General features: G+C 29.9%; 21 protein-coding genes. 17 read left to right on the top strand and 4 right to left on the bottom strand.

From position 1 onward, the window contains the following. Window positions 1–30: 30 nt before the first annotated feature. A complete protein-coding gene (gene metH / locus HMPREF1552_RS04065) occupies window positions 31–3,540 on the bottom strand; it encodes a methionine synthase (RefSeq protein WP_021743825.1) in 3,510 nt (1,169 codons plus the stop codon). 190 nt (window positions 3,541–3,730) lie between these two features. Between metH and asnS the strand changes: the two genes are divergently transcribed. The 12 genes from asnS (at window position 3,731) to HMPREF1552_RS04005 (ending at window position 18,210) form a co-directional block, all read left to right on the top strand. Next, window positions 3,731–5,119, top strand: coding sequence for an asparagine--tRNA ligase (gene asnS / locus HMPREF1552_RS04060; protein WP_021743824.1), 1,389 nt, complete (start codon window positions 3,731–3,733; stop codon window positions 5,117–5,119). Window positions 5,120–5,314: 195 nt separating this feature from the next. Beyond that, a complete protein-coding gene (locus HMPREF1552_RS04055; RefSeq protein WP_021743823.1) occupies window positions 5,315–6,004 on the top strand; it encodes a lipopolysaccharide assembly protein LapB in 690 nt (229 codons plus the stop codon). An 18-nt stretch (window positions 6,005–6,022) separates the two neighbouring features. Continuing rightward, complete coding sequence (gene dprA / locus HMPREF1552_RS04050; protein ID WP_021743822.1) at window positions 6,023–7,114, top strand: DNA-processing protein DprA; 1,092 nt, start codon at window positions 6,023–6,025, stop codon at window positions 7,112–7,114. Between the two features lie 506 nt (window positions 7,115–7,620). Continuing rightward, window positions 7,621–10,005, top strand: coding sequence for a type I DNA topoisomerase (gene topA / locus HMPREF1552_RS04045; RefSeq protein ID WP_021743820.1), 2,385 nt, complete (start codon window positions 7,621–7,623; stop codon window positions 10,003–10,005). Window positions 10,006–10,193: 188 nt separating this feature from the next. Beyond that, window positions 10,194–11,306, top strand: a complete 1,113-nt coding sequence (locus tag HMPREF1552_RS04040) for a tyrosine-type recombinase/integrase (RefSeq protein ID WP_039901143.1) — start codon at window positions 10,194–10,196, stop codon at window positions 11,304–11,306. A 56-nt stretch (window positions 11,307–11,362) separates the two neighbouring features. Continuing rightward, the gene (gene yqeH / locus HMPREF1552_RS04035; RefSeq protein ID WP_021743818.1) at window positions 11,363–12,484 is read left to right on the top strand and encodes a ribosome biogenesis GTPase YqeH; all 1,122 of its coding nucleotides are present in this window, start codon (window positions 11,363–11,365) and stop codon (window positions 12,482–12,484) included. A gap of 59 nt (window positions 12,485–12,543) precedes the next feature. Next, window positions 12,544–12,981: a hypothetical protein gene (locus HMPREF1552_RS04030; protein WP_021743817.1), complete on the top strand. Its 438-nt coding sequence runs from the start codon at window positions 12,544–12,546 to the stop codon at window positions 12,979–12,981. Between the two features lie 66 nt (window positions 12,982–13,047). Beyond that, window positions 13,048–13,821 (top strand): MBL fold metallo-hydrolase, encoded by a 774-nt coding sequence (locus HMPREF1552_RS04025; protein ID WP_021743816.1) that lies wholly within the window; start codon window positions 13,048–13,050, stop codon window positions 13,819–13,821. 30 nt (window positions 13,822–13,851) lie between these two features. Then, complete coding sequence (locus tag HMPREF1552_RS04020; protein WP_021743815.1) at window positions 13,852–14,385, top strand: uracil-DNA glycosylase family protein; 534 nt, start codon at window positions 13,852–13,854, stop codon at window positions 14,383–14,385. 25 nt (window positions 14,386–14,410) lie between these two features. Beyond that, complete coding sequence (ychF, locus tag HMPREF1552_RS04015; RefSeq protein WP_021743814.1) at window positions 14,411–15,514, top strand: redox-regulated ATPase YchF; 1,104 nt, start codon at window positions 14,411–14,413, stop codon at window positions 15,512–15,514. Window positions 15,515–15,596: 82 nt separating this feature from the next. Next, window positions 15,597–16,103 carry a hypothetical protein gene (locus tag HMPREF1552_RS04010; protein WP_021743813.1) on the top strand — a complete coding sequence of 169 codons (507 nt, stop codon included), beginning with the start codon at window positions 15,597–15,599 and terminating at the stop codon, window positions 16,101–16,103. Between the two features lie 574 nt (window positions 16,104–16,677). Continuing rightward, window positions 16,678–18,210 (top strand): contractile injection system protein, VgrG/Pvc8 family, encoded by a 1,533-nt coding sequence (locus HMPREF1552_RS04005; protein WP_021743811.1) that lies wholly within the window; start codon window positions 16,678–16,680, stop codon window positions 18,208–18,210. 85 nt (window positions 18,211–18,295) lie between these two features. Here the strand turns inward: HMPREF1552_RS04005 and HMPREF1552_RS04000 are convergent, their stop codons facing one another. Genes HMPREF1552_RS04000 through udk form a run of 3 tightly spaced genes read right to left on the bottom strand, consistent with a single transcriptional unit; the run spans window position 18,296 to window position 21,125 of the window. Beyond that, the gene (locus HMPREF1552_RS04000; RefSeq protein ID WP_021743810.1) at window positions 18,296–19,078 is read right to left on the bottom strand and encodes a potassium channel family protein; all 783 of its coding nucleotides are present in this window, start codon (window positions 19,076–19,078) and stop codon (window positions 18,296–18,298) included. A 13-nt stretch (window positions 19,079–19,091) separates the two neighbouring features. Beyond that, window positions 19,092–20,429 carry an FAD-dependent oxidoreductase gene (locus HMPREF1552_RS03995; RefSeq protein WP_021743809.1) on the bottom strand — a complete coding sequence of 446 codons (1,338 nt, stop codon included), beginning with the start codon at window positions 20,427–20,429 and terminating at the stop codon, window positions 19,092–19,094. 54 nt (window positions 20,430–20,483) lie between these two features. Next, window positions 20,484–21,125 (bottom strand): uridine kinase, encoded by a 642-nt coding sequence (udk, locus tag HMPREF1552_RS03990; protein WP_021743808.1) that lies wholly within the window; start codon window positions 21,123–21,125, stop codon window positions 20,484–20,486. Between the two features lie 221 nt (window positions 21,126–21,346). Between udk and HMPREF1552_RS03985 the strand changes: the two genes are divergently transcribed. From HMPREF1552_RS03985 to HMPREF1552_RS11790, 5 genes are all read left to right on the top strand, one after another. Then, window positions 21,347–22,624, top strand: a complete 1,278-nt coding sequence (locus tag HMPREF1552_RS03985) for a hypothetical protein (protein ID WP_021743807.1) — start codon at window positions 21,347–21,349, stop codon at window positions 22,622–22,624. After that, window positions 22,614–23,444, top strand: coding sequence for a hypothetical protein (locus HMPREF1552_RS03980; protein WP_021743806.1), 831 nt, complete (start codon window positions 22,614–22,616; stop codon window positions 23,442–23,444). Before HMPREF1552_RS03985 ends, HMPREF1552_RS03980 begins: the two co-directional genes overlap by 11 nt. Before the next feature lie 21 nt (window positions 23,445–23,465). Then, entirely contained in the window at window positions 23,466–23,930 is a 465-nt protein-coding gene (locus tag HMPREF1552_RS03975; protein ID WP_021743805.1) for a hypothetical protein, read from the top strand. A 104-nt stretch (window positions 23,931–24,034) separates the two neighbouring features. After that, window positions 24,035–24,262, top strand: a complete 228-nt coding sequence (locus HMPREF1552_RS03970) for a hypothetical protein (RefSeq protein ID WP_039901142.1) — start codon at window positions 24,035–24,037, stop codon at window positions 24,260–24,262. 134 nt (window positions 24,263–24,396) lie between these two features. Continuing rightward, window positions 24,397–24,561, top strand: coding sequence for a type II toxin-antitoxin system RelE/ParE family toxin (locus HMPREF1552_RS11790; RefSeq protein WP_021743803.1), 165 nt, complete (start codon window positions 24,397–24,399; stop codon window positions 24,559–24,561). Window positions 24,562–24,585: the final 24 nt, after the last annotated feature.

The raw sequence follows: 24,585 nt of genomic DNA, 5'->3' as shown, positions 1-24,585 counted from the left end.
ATACACTTCACTTATAAAAAATTCAAAAAACTACATATTAAAATATTTACAGAACGGTTGTGAGAATACAATCGCACTTACTGTAGCTTCTGGATACATCATAAACTCTTCTGTTAGAGAGATTCCGTATCTTTCTGGTTTTAAAAGATTAAATAATTTTCTCTGGTCACTTAAATCTGGGCAGGCTGGGTATCCGAAAGAGTAACGGTTTCCTTGATACTGGGCATTTAGAATTTCGTTCAAAGTAATGTCTTTATCTATAATTCCTACATCCTGACGCATCATTTTGTGAATGTATTCTGATGTTGCTTCAGCAAGTTCAAGTCCTACAGAGTTTACAATATGCCCTCTGTAAAATTCACCTTTTTCTTTAAGTTCATTTGAAACAAGTCTTGATTTTTCTCCTGCAGTTGCAACGAAGAATCCGATGTAGTCAATTCCGTCTGGGCTTACATAGTCATTTAATGATAAATACTGTCCATATTTTTGTCTTGGGAAATCAAATGTTTCTAAAACAGTTGACAAGTCATCTGATAAAACTTCGATTTTGAAATCTTCCTTTCTTTCTCCAGCTTTTCGACGTACAGGGAAAAACTTGTAGATAGCTTTTATATCAAAGTATTCATCGCCATTTTCGATAATATCCAAAATCTCATTGTATAATTTTATTGTTCTAGGGTCTTGCTTTTCAATTAGATTATTTACAATCCATTTCATTCCAAGGTGTTTTCCAATTAGCATTTGTAAATTTATGAATGGGAATACATCTTTTGCTTTTATGTTTGTTATAATTTGTTTATTTAATGTTTGTGGCTTATAAATTTTTTCAAAGTCATATTTTGGAAGTTCAACTTTTGAAAAATCAAATGTTCCGTCAGCATCTTTAATATCACTTACTGTTGGTTTAACTTTTAACTGCTCAAGTTTTTTTGCATCTTTAATTGTTACAAGCTCTCTACGCTTTTGTAAATATTCCTTAAATTCTTCAAATTTTTTCTCATCAATCATTTTATTCAAGTCAGCAAGGGCAGTCATTGCATCCCTTGAGTAAATTACAATGTTGTTTTTGTAGGCAGGCTCAATTTTATTTACAGTAAATTTTTCTGTAAGTGCCGCACCTCCTACAAATATTGGAATATCAATACCAGCTTCATGCAGAACGCCCATAGTGTTCACCATTTCTGTGGCAGATTTTACAAGAAGTCCAGAAAGACCCAAGAAGTCTGCTTTATGTTCAATAATTGCTTCACGGATTTTTTCAGCAGGCGTATTTATTCCCAAGTCAATTACTTCGTAACCGTTATTTCCAATAATTATCCCAACCAGATTTTTTCCGATGTCGTGAACATCCCCTTTTACTGTTGCCATAATTACTTTTCCTTTTACAGATGATTCATCTTTTTCCATAAATTGTTCCAGATGAGAAACAGAGGCTTTCATAACTTCTGCACTTTGCAGCACTTCGGCAACAATTAAGTCATTGTTGTTAAACAGCCTTCCAACTTCATCCATTCCAGTCATCAGGGGACCGTTTATTATGTCAATTGGAGAATATTTCTGAAGTAACTCATCAAGATAGACAATCAAATCTTTCTTACTTCCTTCAACAACTAAATTTGAGACTTTTTCTTCGGTAGTTAAGTTGCTTGTATCGACTACTTTTTGGATGGCTTTTTTCTCACGGTAGAAGTTTGCAAATTTTGATACATTTTCATCGTTTGTATGGAATAATAGATTTTCTGCCAATTCCTTTTCTTCATCCGAAATTTCGTCCATTGGCATAACTTTTTCAGTATTCACTATTGCATAGTCAAGTCCAGCTTCGTAGGCTTTTTGCATATAGTAAGTATTCAAAACTTCTCTTCCTGCGACAGGAAGTCCGAATGAAACATTACTTACCCCTAAAATTGTCTTTACATTTGGCATTTCAGCTTTAATTTGTCTGATTGCCTCGATTGTTGCTGTGGCAGAGCCAATATACTTCTGATCTCCTGTAGCAACTGGGAAAACTAATGTGTCAAAGATTATATCTCTTTCATCAATTCCATATTTTTTCGTAAGAAGTTCGTAACTTCTTCTAGCAACTTTCAATTTTTTCTCAACTGAAACAGCCATTCCTTCCTCATCAATCAGGCCTACAACGACAGAAGCCCCAAAATCCTTAATAACTTTTGCCATATCAGCAAATTTCTTTTCCCCATCTTCAAGGTTAATTGAATTTATAATTCCTTTTCCTTGCAAGTAAGTAAGACCTTCTTTAATGACATTTATATCAGTTGAGTCAATCATAAGCGGAACTTTTGCAAATTTTGCCACTTTATCTAAGAAAGCTTTCATGTCTGCCACTTCATCCCTGTCTGGATTTGCAAGACAAATATCAATTACATCTGCACGCCCCTTAATCTGAAGTCTGGCAACTTCTGTCGCCTCATCAAATTTCTCGCTTGCAATTAAGTTTTTAAAAATACGTGAACCAATTACATTTGTACGTTCTCCCACGTAAATTGGACGGTTTTTTGGAGTTTCTAGAGTAATTAGTCCTGATACATCATTAAAATCTTTGTTTTCGTCAATAATTCTTGGAGAATAGTTTACACTTTTTTCCTTAATTTTCTGAATATGTTCAGGCGTAGTTCCACAGCATCCTCCAACAATATTTAAATAATTATTTTGGAAAAACGGCTCAATTTTTGCCGACAATGTGTCTGGAGTTTCCTCATATTCCCCATCTTCGTTAGGCAGTCCAGCATTTGGATAAACTGAAATATATGTATTTGAAATATTATTTAATGTCTTTAAAAATTGTGTCATAAATTCAGGCCCTGTTGCACAGTTCAGTCCCACAGAAAATGGATTCATATGATTTACAGCGTAATAAAAAGCGTCTGCTGACTGTCCAGCAAGTGTAGTCCCTGTACTTTCGATTGTGAACGATAGCATCAACGGTACAGTATAATTTTCTTCCATTGCCTTTTTAAGTCCTAAATATGCAGCCTTCAAATTTCTTGTATCCTGAATTGTTTCAAATAGAATCAAATCCACACCACCAGCAAGAAGTCCTGAAACAGCTGTATAATAACTATGGATAAGTTCCTCGAAAGTAACTCCACCAGTAACGCTGATAGACTTGTTAGAAGGCCCTAATGCCCCTGCAACATAAAGATTTCTAGTTACTTCAGGATGTTCTCTTCTATATTCAGCAATAGCTTCATTTACAAGTTCCGCTGCAGCTTTATTCATTTCAAAAGCTTTATCTTCCAAGTCATAATCCTTCAAGACAATATCCAAAGCCCCAAAACTGTTTGTTTCAATAATATCACTCCCAGCTTCCAAATATTTTTTATGAATATTTTTAATAACATCAGGTTTTTGTAATACAAGATAATCGTTACACCCTTCATATTTTTCTCCACCAAAATCATCAGCAGTTAGATTTTCCTGCTGAATCATCGTTCCCATTGCTCCATCCAGCAATAATATTTTATTTTTCAAATCATTTTGCAATAAATTGTAAGAATTTTTGTATTTATTTTTTGTCATTTTCTCAGCTCCTATTTTAAAATTACATTTTATTATTTTATCATAAAAAAATGTATGTGTATATAAAAAATAGAAAGATATTTCAAATTTGTTATTAAAATATATAAGAAATTGTGCTATAATGTGAAAATATGAATATAAATAAAAAATAGAATAAAAATAATTTTTAGGAAAAGGAGAACAACAACATATGTTATTAGAATTAAGAGAACTTCAAAAAAATACGAAGGAGTATCTAGGTAAAGAAATTGAAATTAATGGATGGGTAAAAAAAATTAGAAGCCAAAAGAACTTTGGATTTATCGAACTGAATGATGGAACTTTCTTTACTGGAATACAAGTTGTATTTGATGAAGAATTGGAAAATTTTGAGGAAATTTCTAAACTTACAATTTCTACTTCTGTTAAAGTTACAGGAATTGTAGTTGAATCATTAGGAAAGGGACAAGCTTACGAAATTAAAGCAACAAAAATTTCTGTTTATCAAAAAGCTGATTCAAATTATCCATTGCAAAATAAAAGACATAGTTTTGAATTTTTGAGAACAATTGCACATTTACGTCCTAGAACTAATGCTTTTTTTGCAACATTCAGAGTGCGTTCAATTTTATCTTATGCAATTCATAAATTTTTTCAGGAAAAAAACTTTGTATATGTTCAAACACCTATAATTACTGGAAGTGATGCTGAAGGTGCTGGAGAAATGTTTAGACTTACAACACTTGATATAAATAATGTTCCGAAAACTGAAAATGGAAGTATTGACTTTAAGCAGGATTTCTTCGGAAAAGAGGCAAATCTTACAGTAAGTGGACAGTTAAATGTTGAAACATTTGCAACAGCGTTTAAAAATACATATACTTTCGGACCTACATTTAGAGCTGAAAAATCTAATACTCCAAAACACGCTGCAGAATTTTGGATGATGGAGCCTGAAATTGCATTTGCAGATTTGGATGTAAATATGGATATTATTGAAGAAATGATAAAATATATTGTAAATTATGTAAGAGAAAATGCTAAGGAAGAAATGGAATTCTTTAACCAATTTGTAGACAAGGACTTGTTTAACAGGCTTGATACTTTAGTAAACAATGAATTTGGGAGAATTACTTATACAGAAGCGATTGAAATCTTGAAAAATTCAAAACAGAAATTTGAGTATGAAGTGGAATGGGGAATTGACCTGCAAACTGAGCATGAAAGATACTTGGCAGAGAAACACTTTAAAAAACCTGTATTTGTAACTGATTATCCAAAAGACATAAAAGCATTTTATATGAAGTTAAATGAAGATGGGAAAACTGTAAGAGCGGTTGATTTATTGGCACCAGGAATTGGAGAAATCGTAGGTGGAAGCCAAAGAGAAGATGATTATGATGTTCTTTTAGGAAAAATTCATGAAATGGGATTAAAAGAGGAAGATTACTGGTGGTACTTAGACCTTAGAAAATATGGAAGTGTGCCACATTCAGGATTTGGACTTGGGTTTGACAGAATGCTTATGTACATTACTGGAATGACTAATATAAGAGATGTAATTCCATTTCCAAGAACAACTAAAAATTTGGAATTTTAATTTAATCTTCGGTTCCTCAGATTCAGCTTGACAAAATATTAAAATTATATTCAAAGAAAAGCCAATATAAGAGGTATGTCTTTTGTGTATAATTATAAGTGAAAATACTTTGAAATTCTGAAATTAAAATTTTTGAATAAATAAATTTATTTGATTTTAGATATAATATTAAAATTATACAGTCAGGAGGGAAAAATGGAGAAATTAAGACGAATAATAATGGGAATATTAATCCTTTCTTTTGCAACTGTAGTAAAGGCAAACTACTATATTGCAGAAAAAATAGGAACTAATAGTGGTGGGGATGCAACAACTATTGAAGAAGAAAGAACGCCAGTAGTGCCACCGACAACCGAAGCTGATGACAATACAAAAAAGGCTCTTGAACAAGGAAGTGAAAAAGACAAGCCTAAAGAGGAAAAAAAGACAGTTGACACAGGAACTATGCCCGCAACACAGACCGAAGACATCTCAACTGAGGCAAAATACAATTCCTATGCAAATTATGAAAATGCGACACTTGCTAAAAAAAGTTCATCAGCTACATTCAGAATGGCACAGCTTTACTTTCGTGACGGACTTTACGAAAAAGCAGTAAATTTGGCATTAAAGGATGAAGCACCTGATATTCCTGTAATGTATGTAATTGCGATTGGCTCACGACTAATGGGGGATAATGACAAGTCAATTGATTACTATACTAGAATATTATCGCAGGATGAAAATCAGGCGGAAGCAAAATTAGGAATAGGCATTGCCTATAAATCAAAAGGGGATTTTTCAAAAGCGTTAGGATATTTGAAGGACTATAATTCAAAACATTCTGATGATGAAGTAAAAAAAGAAATCGCAGTATTAAATGAAATATTAGCCGGTTCAAGATAAAAATTAGGGGGGATTATTGTGGAATGGCTTAGATTAAAGGAATATGGGATGAAAAACGCCCATATAAAAAAACTTATGTTAATTTTTCAAGATTTTGAAGAGTTATTTTATGAAGAAAATTTTAAATTGTTTAATGATGAACTGAAAAATCAATTGGAAGAAGCAATGAAAATTGATTTGAAGGCAAGGCTGGAACTCTACGAACGAAACAGAGTTAGAATAATAAGTGCAAATGATAAGGAATATCCAAAAAAACTAAAGGAAATAAAAGATTTTCCAGTTTTTTTATATTTGAAAGGAAAAAAATTAAAAGATTACGACAAAATAAAAATGGATAAAGATAAAATTTCAGTGGACAATAGACGAAATATCGCAGTTGTAGGCACGAGAAGAGCAACAAAATTTGGAAAAACTGCCTGCGAGAAAATAGTAAATGAGCTAGTAAACTATGATGTAACTCTAATTAGCGGACTGGCAGACGGAATTGACACAACCGCCTTAAAAACTGCACTTGATAAGGAAATTGAAGTTGTCGCAGTAGTAGGAACAGGACTGGATGTTGTCTATCCTTATGAAAATCGTAATCTATGGGAAAGAATATCAGAAACAGGTACAATCATAAGCGAATATCCGCTAGGGACGCAGCCTACAAGGTGGACTTTTCCTAGAAGAAACCGAATTATAGCGGGAATGTCAGACGGAGTCCTAGTAGCCGAAAGTTTTAAAAAAGGTGGTGCATTAATTACAGCAGAATTAGGATTTAGTATGAATCGTGAAATTTTTGCTGTGCCAGGATTCATCAACTATCCTTCATTTGAAGGTTGTAATAATCTAATAAAAAGCAACAAGGCAAAATTAGTAACAAGTGCAGATGACATTGCTGAAGAATTCCTATGGGATATTCGTAAAGAAAAAAGCAAATTACAAAAATTAACAGAAGAAGAGCAAATTGTATTTGAAACAATAATGGAAGAAGTAAGTTTTGAGCAAATACTACAAAGCGTAAAAGAAAAAATCGAAAAAAATAAATTGTTTTCAATAATTATGAGTCTAAAAATTAGAGGATTAATTACAGAAACAAATGGGGCAAAGTACATAAGGATAGTATAATTCAATACTAAACCCCGTTTAAAAACTAGAATAAATTTTTATAATGGAGTTTTCAATAGTTAATTCATAATTATTCAATTTTATAAATATTTTTCTCTTTGATTTCTATATTTTTCTTTTTATTTTCGTAGGATTGCTCATTGCCGCAAATCCTACAACCTATGGCTAGTCTACGACACTTTCCTGCACTGGCAAAAAACTCGCTATGCTCAGACAGTTTTGCCAGCACAGAAAAATGCTCCGACGGATATTAATTCATGTCAGATTCTGTTTACAAAATAAAAATGCTTAGACAAGCCAGGGATAGTGCATAGCACTTTCGCTGTTATCTTTAAGTAGTATTCAGTTAAATATGTTAAAATAACTGTTAGTACGAAATAAAGGGAGATGGCGTTTGTTCTCCCTGCTTAAAAACTAAATATAAAAAATAAAAGAAGCAATTATTAAATAAAATAATTTTAAAATAAATACGAATAAATAGATAAAGAAATAAGGAGAAAATAAAGTTGGCTAGAAAGTTAGTTATTGTTGAGTCACCGTCGAAGGCAAAAACTATCGAAAAGATACTTGGTAGGAATTATGAAGTTGTTGCATCTTACGGACATGTGATTGATTTACCAAAAACAAAAATTGGAATAGATGTAGAAAATAATTTTGAACCTCAATATAAGGTTATAAAAGGAAAAGGTGAGGTTTTAAAGAAATTAAAGGAAAAAGCGAAAAGTGCAAACGCTGTTTACCTGGCATCAGATCAGGATAGGGAAGGGGAAGCGATTGCTTGGCATATTTCTAATTATATTAAGCAGCCTGATAAGGTAAAGAGGATAGAATTTAATGAGATAACGAAGACGGCTGTAAATAATGCGATTAAAAACCCAAGAGATATTAATGATAATCTTGTGAATGCACAGCAGGCGAGAAGACTGCTGGATAGAATTGTGGGATATAAGATAAGTCCGCTTTTATGGAAAATAATTAATCGTAACGCCAGTGCTGGTCGTGTACAATCAGTTGCATTAAAGCTGATTTGTGACCTGGAAGACGAGATAAATGCGTTTGTGCCTCAAAAATATTGGGAAGTAAGTGCATTAATTGAAAAAGATATTAATCTTAATTTAGTAAAAATTGCAGATGAAAAAGTGGATAAAATCTTTGATGAAAAAGTTGTAAAAAAATTGAAAAAAGATTTGAAAAATGAATCATTGACGCTTGAAAAAATAGAAGTTAAGAAAAAATCGCAAAGACCACCACTTGTATTTAAGACAAGTACACTGCAGCAGCTTGCTTCGTCATATCTTGGTTACGGTGCAAGCAAAACAATGAGAATTGCACAGCAGCTTTATGAAGGACTTGCAATTAATGGCGAAAATAAAGGGCTAATAACGTATATGAGAACAGATTCCACAAGAATTTCTGTTGATGCCCTAAATATGGCAAAAGATTACATTACAAAAAACTATGGTGAAAAATACGTTGGAAAATATATTGTAAAAAATTCAAAATCAAATGTTCAGGATGCCCACGAAGGAATCCGTCCATCTGATATCAACTTAGTCCCAGACAATATAAAAGCTTATTTGACTAATGATCAGTACAGATTGTATAAATTGATTTGGGATAGATTTCTAGTTTCACAGTTTGCAGCTATGCAGTATGAGCAGATGCAAATTAACGCTGTGAATGGGGATTATAATTTTCGTGGGACTATTAACAAAGTAATTTTTGATGGATATTACAAGATTTTTAAAGATGAGGATGAAATTAAGACTGGAGATTTTCCAGAATTAAAGGAAGGCAGTGTTCATCCAATAGACAAATTAAATGTGGAAGAAGGAATAACAAAGCCTCCAACAAGATTTTCCGAAGCGACGCTTGTAAAAAAACTGGAATCAGAAGGAATTGGACGTCCATCAACTTATGCTTCAATTGTCGAAACGCTTAAATCAAGGGAATATGTTGAACTTATTGAAAAGCGTTTTCATCCAACATATTTGGGATACGAAGTAAAGGATGAACTTGTCAAGAACTTTAAGGACATTATGAATGTGAAATTTACGGCGAATATGGAAAAGGAACTGGATAAGGTTGAAGAAGGGACAGTTGAATGGATACAGCTTTTGAGAACTTTTTATGATTCGCTTGAAAAGGACATTGATAAGTTTGAGAAGGAAATTGATAAAATAAAAAATCGTAGAATTGTGTCGGATGTACTGGATTCTGAGGGAAATCCAATGATTTTAAAAACGGGGCTTTATGGAAAATATTTGATTAGCGAAGCAAATGAGAAGGAAAAAATCTCGCTAAAAGGGATTGCTGTATCGCCAGAAGCTCTTAAAAAAGGAGAAGTTTTTGTAAAAGAAGAAGTAGAGAAACTTCAAAACAATAAAAAGGGAATTTTGACTGATTATCTTGATGAAGATGGAAACAGATATGTGCTTAAAGTTGGACGTTTCGGAGAATATCTTGAAAGTGAAAATTATGAAAAAGATGAAAAAAGAATGTCGTTGCCAGCTGAATTAAAGCAAAAATATAAAAAAGGCGCTGTAATAGAGCTGGATGGAGTATTGCAAATAAACGATGAAATGAAACGGTTGCAGGAAATTGACAGAAAAATAATAGAAGAAGCAGGAGAATGTGAATTTTGCGGGAAACCGTATGAAATAAAAACTGGAAGATTTGGAAAATTTTTGGCTTGTACAGGCTACCCAGAATGTAAGACTATAAAAAATATAAAAACTGGGAAAGTTACAAGAGTAACTGAAAAAGCAGAAAAAGCCAAGAAAACTACAAAAAAGGCAACTAAAAAAACAACAGCTAAAGCAAAATCTACATCTATAAAGGCTAAAAAGGCAGTAGTAACTAGAAAATCTACAGTAAAAAAGTCTAAATAGCTAGAAAAAATAATTAATTTATTAAAATTTAAGTATAAAATCATTTTGTTTTTTATTATCGGACTAATAAATTGAATAATATAGAGTGTTATAGATTTTAAATACGATTTTAGATAATTTTTAAATAAAAAATAGAATTAATCTGTATTGCTGTGAATGATTGTGTTATAATAAATGGAGAAGTTTTAATGAATAATAGTGACAAAGGTATTGAGAAAGAAAAGGATATTGGAAACAAGGACAATATAAAAAATGAAAATCTTGTGATGTATGTTGACAAATTTTTGTATTATGAAGAGGTTATTCTTGGGAAAAGTTTTAATACGATTAGAAGTTATCGTCGAGATTTACTGCAGTTTATGGAGTATCTAGATGAATATGAGGAAATTCATAATTTTGAAGAAATTGAAATGATGACATTCAGATCCTTTATTGCGTATTTAAATTCTCCTCAGAAGCTGGCTAAAGAGGAAGATAAGAAAAAAAAGGATTCTCAGAAAAATACTGCAAATAGAGAAATTGATAATACAGAATCAGAGATTGATAAGATAAAAAGTATTGAAGATATGGAAGAATTAAATACAAAAATGAGTGTCAAGCCAGTGTCTAAAAGGACTATAAATAGAAAGATTTCAGCACTTAGGACATTTTTTAAATATCTTCAGGAAATAAAAGTGATTGAAACGAATAAGGCGGCTTATATTAATGTTCCAAAATTCGAGAAGGAATTGCCAAATGTCTTGAATAGAGATGACTTGAATAGATTGAGAAACGTTATAAATACCGAAAAAATTACTGGGATTCGAGATAGATTGATTATTGAACTTCTTTATTCTAGCGGGCTTCGATCAATGGAACTTATTAATTTGAGTGAATTTATGATTGATATTGAAGAGCGGGAAATTAGAGTTATTGGAAAAGGTGATAAGGAACGGATAACTTTTTTTAGTGAAAATGCTAAGAAATGGCTGATAAAGTATATTGAGGAAAAGAAAAAGCAATATGAAAATTACACTAGGGAAGTATTGATTGTAAACAGTAAAGGAAAAAAATTGACAACACGTTCGCTAAGAAGGCTTATTTCGGCACACGCACATGAAGCTGGGATACAAAAGGAAATAACACCGCATGTATTTAGGCATTCGTTTGCAACAGAACTTTTGAATAACGGAGTGGATATCCGATATTTACAGGAATTGCTTGGGCATAGCAGTATTGCGACAACGCAAGTTTATACACATGTGAGCAAGGCTTTCTTGAGAGATATTTATATGAATACTCATCCGTTGGCTAAGGAATAATGGATTTGATTGGATTGAATTTTAATGTAAAAGGAATGAGAAAATAGGAGGAAATTTTGATTATAAAAAAATGTAGCGGTTGTGGAATTGAACTGCAGTTTGAAGATAAAAATAAGGAAGGATATGTTCCTGAAGAGAAGTTTATAACAGAGGATAACTTACTTTGTCAGAGATGTTTTAAAATTAAAAATTATGGGGAAAACCTTGTAAATAATTTTAGCAGGGAAGATTATCTGAAGGAAGTAAATGAAAGTGTGAAAAAAACTGATATAATACTTCCGATTTTTGATATTATTGACTTTGAAGGCTCATTTACTGAGGAAATTTTGGATTATCTAAGAGACTACAGATCTATAATTTTAATTAACAAAATAGATTTGCTGCCTGACTTTATACATCCAACTGAAATTTCAAACTGGGTAAAGGACAGGCTTGCAGAAGAAGATATTGTACCTGATGATATTGCTTTTATCAGTGCAAAAAATAAATACGGAGTAAATGGAATAATCAGAAAAATTAAAAATATTTTTCATAACAAAAAAGTAAAGGCAACTGTGCTTGGAGTTTCAAATGTTGGGAAATCATCAGTTATAAATTTACTTCTTGGGAACAATAAAATAACGACTTCTAAATATTCTGGAACTACTTTAAAATCAATTAACAATAAAATTCCAAATAGTGAAATTACGATAATTGACACGCCTGGACTTATTCCAGACGGAAGAATTTCTGATTTGATTAGTGTAGAAAATGGATTAAAGCTAGTGCCAGCTGGAGAAATTTCCCGAAAAACTTTTAAACTTGAAGAAAATCAGGTATTTATGTTTGATGTTTTCTGCAGATTTAAAATACTTGGAAATGAACTTTTAGAAAGTGGAAGCAAGCCTATATTTTCTGCTTATGCTTCAAAAAGCGTGAAGTTTCACGTGGCTCGTGAGGAAAGAGTGGAAGCCTTGTTAAATGGAAATTACTTTGAGATTTTACAAGGAAATGAAAAAGAAAAGTATTTTCAAAATAAATTTGTGACTCATGAAGTGGAAATCGAGGAAAATGAGGAACTGGTAATAGCAGGACTAGGCTGGATAAATGTTAAAAGAGGTCCGCTAAAGGTACAGCTTGAAGTTCCCAAAAATGTGAAAGTAATTGTTAGACCATCAATTTTTAAAAACAGGAAATAAATTAAGTAAAGAGAAATTAAGAAAGGAGAACATGATTTTTAAAAATTTCATGTAAGAAAATGGCTTTTGGTAATAGTTATTATGGAAAGAACAAAAATAGAGTGACTAAAAATATTACCCTTCGTGGTATAACTTTTCTTGTGGTAGTGTTTATCGCAATATTTAATGTTGTTATTCTATTTTCAAGAAAGATCGATAAGCTTATAATGGCTGATATTCAGGTTGAAACTGTAAAATTGCAGAATGCAGTGAAGGAATTTAACAAAAAAACTGGCTCAAATCCCAAATTAATCGGGCTTGAAAATAACCTTAGGGATGTGAGAAGCTCAGATGGTAAATATAATTTTGAAGCTTTTTATGGAAGGGATAAAATTTATGAAATTCCTGAAAGCATAAAGGATTCAAGAGAAAGAAGCAATAGAATTGTAACGAAAAAGGATAAAAAAGGTGGATGGGTTTATGATGAGGCAAAAGGGACTATTTCGCCAAATATTTAAAATTATAAAGTGAAAAATGGGGGAGTTAAATAAAGAAACTCAATTAGAAAGAAGATTAGTAAAAAAATGAAATTTTCAAGTTTGGGAAGTGGAAGCAGTGGAAACTCTAGCTATATTGAAATGGGAAACAAGAAATTTCTTATAGATGCAGGATTTAGTGGAAAAAAAATTGTAGAAAAATTGAATAATATTGAAAAAAGGATTGAGGATGTAATGGGGATATTTGTGACACATGAGCATTCTGACCATATTCAAGGACTGGGTGTTGTTTCAAGAAAATACGATATTCCAATTTATCTTCACGAAGTAACTTATAATGTAATTAAGGACAGAATTGGAAAAATTGAGAAAAAAAATTTAAATTTTATAAGAGATGAAAAAATTGTTATTGATAATTGTGTGATAAATAATTTTGAAGTAATGCACGATGCTGAAAAGTGCTTGGGATATACATTTGAATATGAAGGAAAAAAATTGTCCTATGCAAGTGATGTTGGCTGTGTAAACAATATTATTAAGGAAAATTTGAAAAATAGCGATGTAATTGTACTGGAAAGTAATTATGACTATAATATGCTAATGACAGGGCCTTATCATTGGGAACTGAAAAATCGTGTAAAGGGAAGAAATGGACATTTGTCAAATGCAGAAGCATCAAAGCTGATTGGGCAGGTGCTTAGCGAGAAACTGAAAAAGGTTTATTTAATGCATATAAGCAAGGACAATAACACGCCAGAGCTGGCTTATAATTCGCTGTATCAAATTTTAGAGCGTGAAAATAAAAGCCATTTGGAAATTGAAATTATTAACGAAGAGGGAACAGAAATTTATAAAATATAGAATACTAGAATAAAGAATAAGGAAAAAGTTATGTGGAATGACTTAAAGCTGGAAATCGACATTTGTACTAAATGTATATTAGAAAAAACTAGAATTAATCCAATTGTTGGCGAAGGGAATAAAAAGGCAAAAATTTTATTTGTGCTGGATAGCATAAGTGAGGAAGAGGATGTAAAACAGAAACTTTTAATTGACAGAAATGGAAAATATTTTAAAAAATTTTTAGAATATTCAAAGCTCGATTTTAAGAAATGTTATTTTACAACTCTCACAAAATGCAGTTCACATGGTAATTTAATCGAGAAAGACAGCATTTCAAAGTGTAATGAGTTTCTTGTAGCACAAATTGCCTTAATTAATCCAAGGTATATTGTAACAGTTGGAGAAAGGGCAACTAAATCACTTTTAGAAGACGTAGAAAAAGAGGATATAAAAGATTTGGTGGGGAAAGTGTTTGATTTTTATGGAGAAATTAAGGTTGTGCCGATTTACGATATTTCCTATTTGTTTAAAGCGACAGATAAGGAAAAATGGAAATTAATAAAAATTTTGGAAAAATTATAAAATAAAGAAAGGAAATAAAAGAAGAATGATAGGAATAGGAATTGTAGGATTACCAAACGTAGGAAAATCAACATTATTTAATGCAATAACAAAAACACAGAATGCAGAGGCGGCAAACTATCCATTTGCAACAATTGAGCCAAATGTAGGGCTTGTAAGCGTGCCAGATCCACGTTTAAAAGATTTGGAGAAAGTAGTTAATCCAGAAAGAACGGTTGGAGCGACAGTTGAATTTGTAGATATTGCAGGACTTGTAAAAGGTGCATCAAAGGGAGAAGGGTTGGGAAACCAGTTTTTATCAAACATTAGAAATACAGCTGCAATTTGTCAGGTTGTAAGATGTTTTGATGATGACAATATTATTCACGTGGAAGGAAGCGTTGATCCTATAAGAGATATTGAAACAATTAATGCAGAATTGATTTTTGCTGATTTAGACACAGTTGAAAGGGCAATTCAGAAAAATCAGAAGCTGGCTCGTGGAGGAAACGCAGAAGGAAAAGAATTAGTCGCAGTTCTTGAAAGATGTAAAGTTCATCTGGAAGAATTTAAATTATTAAAAACATTGGAATTTACTCAAAGAGAAGAGGAATTAATAAAAGTTTATCAATTTTTAACAGTAAAACCAATGATGTTTGCCGCAAATATTTCGGAAGAAGATTTGACGGCTGGAATTGAAAATGATTACGTAAAAAAAGTGCGTGAATTTGCAAAACAGTACGATAGCGAAGTAGTAACCTTTTCAGCAAAAGTGGAAGCAGAACTAATCGAAATCGAAGACGAAGAAGAAAGACAAATGTTCATTGACGAATTAGGAATAAAAGAACCAAGTCTAAATAGACTAATTAGAGCAGGATTCAAATTGTTAGGACTAATCACATATTTTACAGCTGGAGTAAAAGAAGTAAGAGCATGGACAATAAAACAAGGAACAAACGCTCAAAAATCTGCCAGTGAAATTCATACAGACATTGAAAAAGGATTTATCAGAGCAGAAGTAGTGTCTTTCGACAAATTCATCGAACTAAACGGATGGAACGGCGCAAAAGAAAAAGGTGCAATGAGACTGGAAGGAAAAGAGTACATTGTGCAAGATGGGGATGTAATGTTCTTCAGATTTAATGTTTAAGAAAATATTTATTAATTATAGAAGCTCTTTTTTAAGTTTGTTGCTTATTAAGGAGCTTTTTTGAATTATTTAGGAGATTAAAATGAAAAAATTTGAGATTTTTGTTAAACTATTTGTAGTACTGCTAGTTATTTTTTGTTTTGAAAGTTATTTTAAAGGAGAAATTATACAAAAAACTTTTATGAAAATAAGTGAATATTATCATCTTGAAAGTGGACCCAATCCTTTTTATTCAGTATTTATATGTGAGTCAAAAGGTAATTTAGATTGTTTTGTTGTAGAAGAAATTTCAAATCAGGATAAAAATTATTTAATAGGGAAAATGGAAAATAACCAATATTTTTATATTAATTATTCAGATAATAATAAAAAGAAATTTAATTTAACAAAAGAAGAGATAGAAAAAATTTTTTCTCAAAAAATTAAATTGGAAAAAGCTAAAAAATATATAAATAAATATGGTAAAGATGAATTTAATCTATTTTACGAAATGTTAGTTGCTAAATTTATAATAGCTTTATTTTTCAGCCCTGTTATTTTAATATTAATTAAATTTAAAATATATCCAAAATCTTGGGATAAAGATTAAATGTACTGATTTTTAAGAGTTTGAGAAATTTATTATCTAGAATATTATAATTTATATATTCTGCTTTTAAGCAATAGCTATTTTTAAAATTATAATTGAAATTTAATTAAAAATATAGTATAATAAAATATATATTAATATTTAATTAATAATTTATTTTAAAAATATCAATTAAGTACTAAAATAGAAGATTTTTAAATTTCAGATTATTTTGACTAATAATTACTTTTTATTTATATTTTTGAAAATTTTTTTTATTATAATTGTTATAATTAAATTTAAAGTGTCGTGATTTTTTTGGAATAAAAACGACTGTTTGAGCGAAGTTTTACGTAGCGAGTTTCGTTTTTGTTTCAAAAAAATGCTTAGACTAGCGGGGATTGTAAAGGGGATGGCGATTGATCCCCTTTACGTTATAAAAAAGAAAAAATATATAAATCATTGAAAAAATATTTATTAACAACAATTCTGTTTATAAAAATTAGAAATAATTGTTATTTTAGTACTTAAGGATTAAAACTGTAAAATGATTATTAAATAAAATTAATAAAAGGAAATAATTGAGGTGGTAAAAATGAGTAAAGATGTAAATGTTGAAAATATGTATGAAGGGAAAAATATTGGAATCATACTGAATAAAACAAAGTTAGAGAATTTTGTGATTCAGGAATTTGTGTTGGATGAAAATATTAATGAACATCAGAAACTGGAAATTCAATTGGAAATGGATGATGAGCAGAGAAAAAATCTGGAAAGAATTATTGAAAAAGAAGATGTTGGGATTGAAATTGAACTTGCTAATGTAGATAAGGATGTCAAAAGAAGAGTTTTTAGTGGGATTGTTGATTATTTTGAGATTTTGGATTATGGGAGTTATGGATGCAGGATTTTGATGAGGGCGTTTTCTAAGAGTGTGCTTTTTGACAGGAAAAATGAGAAGAAATACCGGGTTTTTCAAGATAGGAATTTAATGTTTTCAGATATAATTGATGAGATTAATAAGGATTATGCTGATAAAAAGTTGGAAATAAAATATTCTGATATTGCGAAAAAGCAGATAGGCAGTTTGATTGTTCAGTTTGATGAAACAGACTGGGAATTTTTGGTAAGACTTGCAAGTCAATTAAAAACGGGGATGTTTGTAATTGAACAGGGAATAATATTGTTTGGAATAGTAGAAATGGGAGAAATTAAGAAGGAAAATAAATATTTTTCAGATTATTCGCTGGTAAGAGATTATAAAAATCTATATTATAAAGTTCAGTCAAATAAAGTAATAAATTTGGGAGATACTGTTTCTATTTCTGAAAACGCTGTAGAAAATGAAGGAAATGATAAAGATTCTAGTGGGAATAAAGGCAGTTTTTCTGTATTGCAAACTAGAATATTTTTGAAGGATTTTATTTTAAAAAGTGAATTTTTAGCAACGGATATGAAGAGTTATCACATATTCAAGAAATATAATGAAAAAATAAAAGGGTGCAGAATTGAAGCAAATGTTGAACGGGTGTTTGAAGATAGCGGAATTGCGAAAATGGAAGTCAGATTTGCAGAAGGGCTGAAAAAAATTGTTCAGGAAAGAAGCAATGATGAAAGTAATGACAAAGCGTACGATGATTATGGGATAAAAAGATTTCCATTAAGTTATCAGACTTTTTATTCGCAAACAAATACTGGATTTTTCTGCACTCCTGAAGAAAATGATACTGTGGAAGTTTATTTTCCAAATGAAGACGAGCGATTTGCAAAAGTGTCGTGGGCAATAAACAATAAAGGAAATGGAAGGTTTAGTGATTATACCAAAAGAAATTTTCAGGTTAATCAGAGTGATTTTAATTTTAGCTTGAATTTGAACAGTTTTGAAGTGAAAACGGCTGAGAAATATAGCGTAGAATCACCAAATATAGTTGAAAATGCAGATAATTTTGTAAATAAGGCTAATCAAAATATGATAGTGGCTTCTAATAATTATTTGGGGATAGAGTCGATTGGGGATGCTGATTTTTATGGCTCTAAGATAAATATTATTGGGAAAGAGAAGGAAATAACGATGGAATCATTAAGTTCAGATGTTAGAATTAAAGGGAAAAAAGTTCACAGTAATTAATAGCAGTTAATAAAAAAATACAGGAGAATAATAAGATTAGTTAAAGCTTACTGTTCTTCCTGTATTGAAAAGATTTTAGTATAATTTATTTTTTTCTTTTGTTTCTTATAAATTGTATAAAAGTTATAATTTCCTGTTTTTCTGTATCTGTATAATTTTGGGAGTTTAAAACATATTCATCTAAATCATCATCTGGAATTAAATCAGTTTGCCGATTTAAGAAATAACTTGTGATTGCTCCCGTAATCATTCCAAAAGTTCCCATTCCAATCAGTATCAGAAAAATAGCAATTATTCTTCCAATAAATGTATGCGGATAGACATCTCCATAACCAACAGTAGTTGCAGTTACAAAAGCCCACCATAGGCTATTAAAATAAGAGAGTTTTTCGACATAGGAAACTATTAGGGCAGATACTATGATTCCAAGTACAGCAAATATTAACAAATAAATAAGTCCATTTGCTCTCAAGATTTTTTTTATTTTTTTGTAGAATTTTTTTACAGACAAATAAGCTTTTGTCAGTTTTAAATGCTTAAAAACTCTTGCTAAACGTCTAATCTTAAAAATTCTGAATAGCCTAAAAATAGAATAATACGGAATAATTGAGATTAAATCAGGAATATTGCTTTCAATAAAATCTAATTTATTATCTGAATTTGTAAAACGTATAAAATAATCCACTGCAAAAATTAAATAAATTGATACATCAATAAATTCCAGGATTGGATTATTAAAAATGCTAATATCGCCATGTAAATCTAAAAGTGTAGTGACAAAGCTGTATAATGCCAAGAAAATAAAAATAATCTGATAACTTATACGAAATCTTTTGTTTTTATGTAATTTTTCAATTTTCTTTTTCATAAAAACTCCTGTTTTATTTAATAACTTTTCTATATGTTACTAATAACGGATTCCAAACACTTGCATTTGTTGGGGAATATGCAAAGTCAATTTCTATGAATTTTTCAATAGGTGTTTCAAGAGCAATAACAATAGCCATTTGATCTACAAATTGTGCTACTGCTTCTTTTCCTACCATTGCTCCACCAAGAACAATTTTTCTGTCTTTATCGTAAATAATTTCGGCACTTGCAGGAACAGAGTCTTCAAAGCCAGAATTTTTATACATTGCTTTCATTGAAACTACATCGGCATTGTATCCTAATTGCAGAGCTTCTTTTAGAGAAAGTCCAGTTTGTGCTAGTTTTACATCATAAAATGAAGTTGCAAAAGAACGGATTAACCCTTTCCAGCTCACATCTTTTCCAGATAAGTGTTTTGCAAGCAACATTCCATGCTTGTTTGCTACATCTCCAAATGGAGCATATAAATTTCTGTCAGTTTTGTAATATTTGTTAAAAACGCAATCTCCAATGGCATATACATCTTTAATGTTTGTCTCAAATTTATCATTTACAACAATTTTCCCAGAATCAGTTTTTAATTCTTTCGGCAAGAAATCAATGTTTGGAGTAATTCCGATACTAAATAGTGCAGTATCAAAGTCTACAGTTTCCCCATTATCCAATTTTACTGATTTTGCTATATTATTTTCAGAAATTATTTCTGAAACGCCAGAGTTTAATTTTAATTCAACATCATTATTTTCTATTTCTTTATAAATTCTTTTTTTCAAGTTTTCAGAAACATTTGGAAAAATTTGATCAGCCTTTTCAGTAAGTGTAACGTTTAATCCATTTTTTCTGAATGATTCAGCCATTTCAAGCCCAATGAAACCAGCTCCTACGACAACTGCATTTTTTAATTTTGATTTATTTTCGTTAAGATAATCTTTTATTTTAAAGGCATGTTCTGCGTGAGATAGAGTAAATACATTTTCCAGATCCTTTGAATATCCAGTAATATTTGGCACAAATGATTTTGCTCCAACGGCAATTACCAATTTGTCGTAAAAGATTATTCCATTAATTTCATCTCCTTTTACTGTTACAGTTTTATTTTGAAAATTTATTTCTGTAACTTCGTGATGAATTTTTACTTCAATTCCACGATTTATAAAATCTTCAGGTGTTCCGTGAAGAACATCACTTTTTTTCAATTCATCAGCGATAAAATAGGGTGTTGGACATCCAGCCCAAGCCACATAAGAGGATTTTTCAAATAAAATAACCTCATCTTCAGGATTTGCTTTTTTATATTGAGTCGAAAACATCATTCCAGCTGCTCCGCCTCCAATTACAACTATTTTCATAATATTTTTTGTATGATAATTTAAGAATCATACACTCCTTTCATTTTATTATTTTTATTTTTGATTCATTTTGTTAAACAAATATCTAAGTCTGCTTGCTACCATGTTTATACCGACTTTGTTGTCTTTTCCACGTGGAATTATAACATCAGCATATCTTTTGGAAGGTTCAACAAACTCCAAGTGCATAGGCTTTACAGTATCAATATATTGATTTTTTATACTTTCAAAACTTCTTGCCCGCTCGTTTAAATCCCTCTCAATTCTTCTAAGCAGCCTTTCATCATCATCAGTGTCAACAAAAATTTTTGTATCAAAAAGACTTCTGATTTTTTCCATTGCAAGTACTAAAATACCTTCAACGATGATTATATTTGCAGGCTCAATATGCTGAGTTTCATTAACTCTGTTATGAACCTGGAAATCATAAATAGGCTTTTCAATAGATTTTCCATCTTTTAATGCCAGTATGTGCTTTTCCAGCAAGTTAAAATCAATTGCATCAGGATGATCATAATTTAACTTAGCCCTTTCTTCATAAGTTAGATGATCATTTCTCTTATAATAAGAATCCTGCTCCAGCAAAATCGAATGAATTCCCGTTCTTTCTAAATTTTTGATAATAGCTTGAGTTACACTAGTCTTACCAGAACCAGTACCTCCAGCAATTCCAACAATTATAGTTTGATAGCTCATAAAAATATTTCCTCCTGAATAGATTTTTGTAATTTTTGAATTTTTTAGAAGAATTGTATCTTGTTGTATTTTTTAATAATTTTATCATTTTTTTTGCAGTTTTACAATGATGTAAAGGTTTAAAATTTTATATTTTTTTAAAATTAAAAAATCAATAAAAATATTTGAAAAAAATTTAATTATATGATAAAATTAAAATATAATTAAATATTGGAGGGGTTATGAATAGAGAGAATGAAATTTTTGAAAAGGAAATGCTTGGAAAAAGTCTGAGAGAGATGTTTTTTGAGATGAATGTGGAGATGCAGGAGAGATTTCAGGAAATCAAAGATAAGTTTTTAGAAGCGAAAATTAATGAGAGTTCCGAATATGAAGATATTTTTGTTGAAACAGTATTAGTGGAAAAAGAAGATGTATTTAAAATGGATGGAGTGTTTTTTCCTGTGGTTGATAAAATAGATATTATTGATGAGAATTATAAGGATATTTATTTGGAAAATGTATATTTGAATTTGGATTTACGTAAGATTAATGAGGTTTTGGAAAGAGAATTTTTTGGATGGATAGACATTGACGGAGATAATTACGAGGTTAAAGTCAGGTTTGTAAAAGATGAGAGATATTTTGACGAAATAAAAAAATTGTATAATTCTTTTGAACTTAATGGAAAAAAATGGAAAACTATTAATATGGCGCATTTTATGAGGTGTTATAAGATTAAACTGGCTGAGTATGGTTTTGATATGTCGCAGGATATTTTGGAGAAAATTCAAAATGGAAAATATGAGATTACTTATGATTTTGAAGAAATTCAGGATAAAGTTCTAAGAGATAGGGAATTGCTTTGGAATATTGAAAAGAAAAATATAATAAGCACCATTTTTGTACGTCCAACAAAAATTGACATATCTTTTGAATATACAATAAATTTTGAAAGTGATGAACAGATTTTGGTATCAAATAATGAAAATGAAGATATTTTGTGTTGCTATTACAGCGGAAAAAACAAATTAAATATTCTTTCAAAGAAAAATACAGGCGATATTTGGGATGTATTTTCAGTAAAGCCAATCGAAAAATGCATAAAAATTCTTGAACTTTATGGAAAAAGTAGCGAGAATCAGGAAAATTATTTTCATTTTACAAATTTTAGAAATAAGAGCTTTATCGATAAAATTCAAACAAAAAATAGAAATACTAGAAGTCGTGCATTTTTAGAAAAATATTTTTTGGAATATGAATTTACAAAAGATAAAATTTTGTTAAAAGATATTAATTTTAAAGAAAACATTGAAAAAAATATAGATACTTATGACTGTAATGAAAGTTTGAAAAATGATTTTCAAAAGGGATATTCTGATAAAAAGCCAAAGATGAATTTGTTTGTGGAAATAAAGGATTTTGATGATTATTCAGAAGATAAAGTGAGTTTTTTAATTTCAGAAATTCAAAATGACTATAATGAATTTGAATGCAGGGGGTACCTGTATGGCGAATAAAAATAAAAAAGGATACGCATATATATGGGCAGTTCCTCTGAATATGCAATTTGAGCTGGAAAATAGTGTTTCAGCATATATTGAGGTAAATGCAGATTTTTTGAATAATGAAATTGTGAAAAAGAAGGTTGTAAAAGTAAATCCGTATGTGAGGTTTAATAAAATTTTTACCAGTTTTGTAAATTATTATGATAATTTTTTTGAGTTTGAAAATAAGCTGGAAAAAGATACTAAAATTAAAAATCTAACAATGGAAAATACACCTAAAAAAGAGTCTAAAATAAACAGTTTTAGACGTAGAGACAGCATAGTTGAAGAAAAAAAGGGAAATATATCTGTTTTAAAAAAATTTAAGAAAAATATTGAAAATAATGCGATAAATTATTTACAGGAACTTGATTTTGTGAGTGGAACAACGGTAATTGATGTTATTTGTGAAAAAATTTTGGAAGATATAAAAAAAGGAATTCTAGGAATAAGCTTGAAAAAGTATTTTTTATTTTTGAATAGCGAAGAACAGCAATATATAGCACTTTTAATTTATAATGAAAAAATAAATAATGTAAATTGCATGAAAAATTTTAGATTGGGAATAAAATATTTTTTTATTGATTCACTTATTTATAGACAAAAATCAGAAAAAAATAAAATAATAGTTTATATAAATAAACCTAAAAATGAGGTAAATATTGCAAAAATAAAAACTTTGGAATTACTGTTTCTGGAACTTGGAATGGAATTAAAAGTATTTTGGAAAAATCATTTTGGAGTTGTAAATGTTGATGAAACAGTAAAAATTGATGAAATAGCAGTTTTTTAGAAAAATGAAGGGGTGGAATAAATGAAATATAGATTGAAAATTACAGATGAGGAAAATAAAAAGGAAATAAATGTAAGTGAAGATGAAATTATGGAAGTAAAATATAAAATCGGTCTTGCAGAAGATACAAATCTTGCAAACAGCAGAAGCACAGTAGAAATGGAAATAATTGGGAAAATTATTTCAAACTTGGAAAATACAGGAAATAATTTAGAAAATGAGAGTATAAATGATGATTTGTATGAAAAAAATAAAAAAAATATAATAGATTTAGTGGAATGGGCTGAATCATATTTACAAAAGAGTGATTATAGAAATCTGGAAATGTTTGTTGATTTAGGTTCAAATAAAAAAATGGATTTGAAATTTACGAATATGTTTGTGTATAAGTTTTCGCAGGAAATGAGCATTGAAAAAGGGATAGGGATTTTTAAATTGAAGTTGAGACAAAAATTTCATCAAAAAAATAAACTTGATATAAAATAATGAAAATTTTGTGGTATAATAAAAATATAGATATTCTATTAAATGAACTTAAAAATCATTCGATTTCTAAAAAAATTACAAAATTTATTTTAGGAGGAAATACTATGATTATAGATGTTGAATTAAACGAAAAAAAACAAAAACAGTTAAAGGAAGATTTAGAATATGATAACAACTTTATCAATGACTTAATATCAAAAGAATTAGATAAAATAGAAGAAAATGAACAAATTTCCAAATCAGAAATAAAAAGAATAGTGAAGTTATCTGAAAAAGCTAAAAAATCGCCAATGATACCTCTTGAAGATTTTGGAAAGAAAATGGGATTTTAAGTGAAATATAGAGTATTGTTATCTAAATATGCAGCAAAAAAATTACAAAAAATGGATAAAAATACAAGTAAAAAAATTTATGATTTTCTGAAAAAATAGACAATTCTGAAAATCCAAGAATCAAAGGGGAGGCTTTGAGCCATAATTTAAAAGGATATTGGAAGTACAAACCATTAAAAAATTACAGGATAATAGTTGAAATACAAGATGATAAATTAATAGTTTTAGCTGTTGAAATAGAACATAGGAGTAAAGTATATTTGATTTTAAATAAATTAAAAAAATCATTTTTAAAATAAATAATGATAAATTCAAATATAAGG

This window comes from Leptotrichia sp. oral taxon 879 str. F0557 (genome assembly GCF_000469385.1).
GTDB classification, from domain to species: domain Bacteria; phylum Fusobacteriota; class Fusobacteriia; order Fusobacteriales; family Leptotrichiaceae; genus Leptotrichia; species Leptotrichia mesophila.
This window is presented reverse-complemented; position numbering and strand designations above follow the sequence as displayed.

Coding starts and splice junctions, on each gene's coding strand:
- metH (WP_021743825.1), bottom strand. CDS start 3,540: ATGACAAAAAATAAATACAAAAATTCTTACAATTTATTGCAAAATGAT.
- asnS (WP_021743824.1), top strand. CDS start 3,731: ATGTTATTAGAATTAAGAGAACTTCAAAAAAATACGAAGGAGTATCTA.
- HMPREF1552_RS04055 (WP_021743823.1), top strand. CDS start 5,315: ATGGAGAAATTAAGACGAATAATAATGGGAATATTAATCCTTTCTTTT.
- HMPREF1552_RS04040 (WP_039901143.1), top strand. CDS start 10,194: ATGAATAATAGTGACAAAGGTATTGAGAAAGAAAAGGATATTGGAAAC.
- HMPREF1552_RS04030 (WP_021743817.1), top strand. CDS start 12,544: ATGGCTTTTGGTAATAGTTATTATGGAAAGAACAAAAATAGAGTGACT.
- HMPREF1552_RS04025 (WP_021743816.1), top strand. CDS start 13,048: ATGAAATTTTCAAGTTTGGGAAGTGGAAGCAGTGGAAACTCTAGCTAT.
- HMPREF1552_RS04020 (WP_021743815.1), top strand. CDS start 13,852: ATGTGGAATGACTTAAAGCTGGAAATCGACATTTGTACTAAATGTATA.
- ychF (WP_021743814.1), top strand. CDS start 14,411: ATGATAGGAATAGGAATTGTAGGATTACCAAACGTAGGAAAATCAACA.
- HMPREF1552_RS04010 (WP_021743813.1), top strand. CDS start 15,597: ATGAAAAAATTTGAGATTTTTGTTAAACTATTTGTAGTACTGCTAGTT.
- HMPREF1552_RS04005 (WP_021743811.1), top strand. CDS start 16,678: ATGAGTAAAGATGTAAATGTTGAAAATATGTATGAAGGGAAAAATATT.
- HMPREF1552_RS04000 (WP_021743810.1), bottom strand. CDS start 19,078: ATGAAAAAGAAAATTGAAAAATTACATAAAAACAAAAGATTTCGTATA.
- HMPREF1552_RS03995 (WP_021743809.1), bottom strand. CDS start 20,429: ATGAAAATAGTTGTAATTGGAGGCGGAGCAGCTGGAATGATGTTTTCG.
- udk (WP_021743808.1), bottom strand. CDS start 21,125: ATGAGCTATCAAACTATAATTGTTGGAATTGCTGGAGGTACTGGTTCT.
- HMPREF1552_RS03985 (WP_021743807.1), top strand. CDS start 21,347: ATGAATAGAGAGAATGAAATTTTTGAAAAGGAAATGCTTGGAAAAAGT.
- HMPREF1552_RS03980 (WP_021743806.1), top strand. CDS start 22,614: ATGGCGAATAAAAATAAAAAAGGATACGCATATATATGGGCAGTTCCT.
- HMPREF1552_RS03975 (WP_021743805.1), top strand. CDS start 23,466: ATGAAATATAGATTGAAAATTACAGATGAGGAAAATAAAAAGGAAATA.
- HMPREF1552_RS03970 (WP_039901142.1), top strand. CDS start 24,035: ATGATTATAGATGTTGAATTAAACGAAAAAAAACAAAAACAGTTAAAG.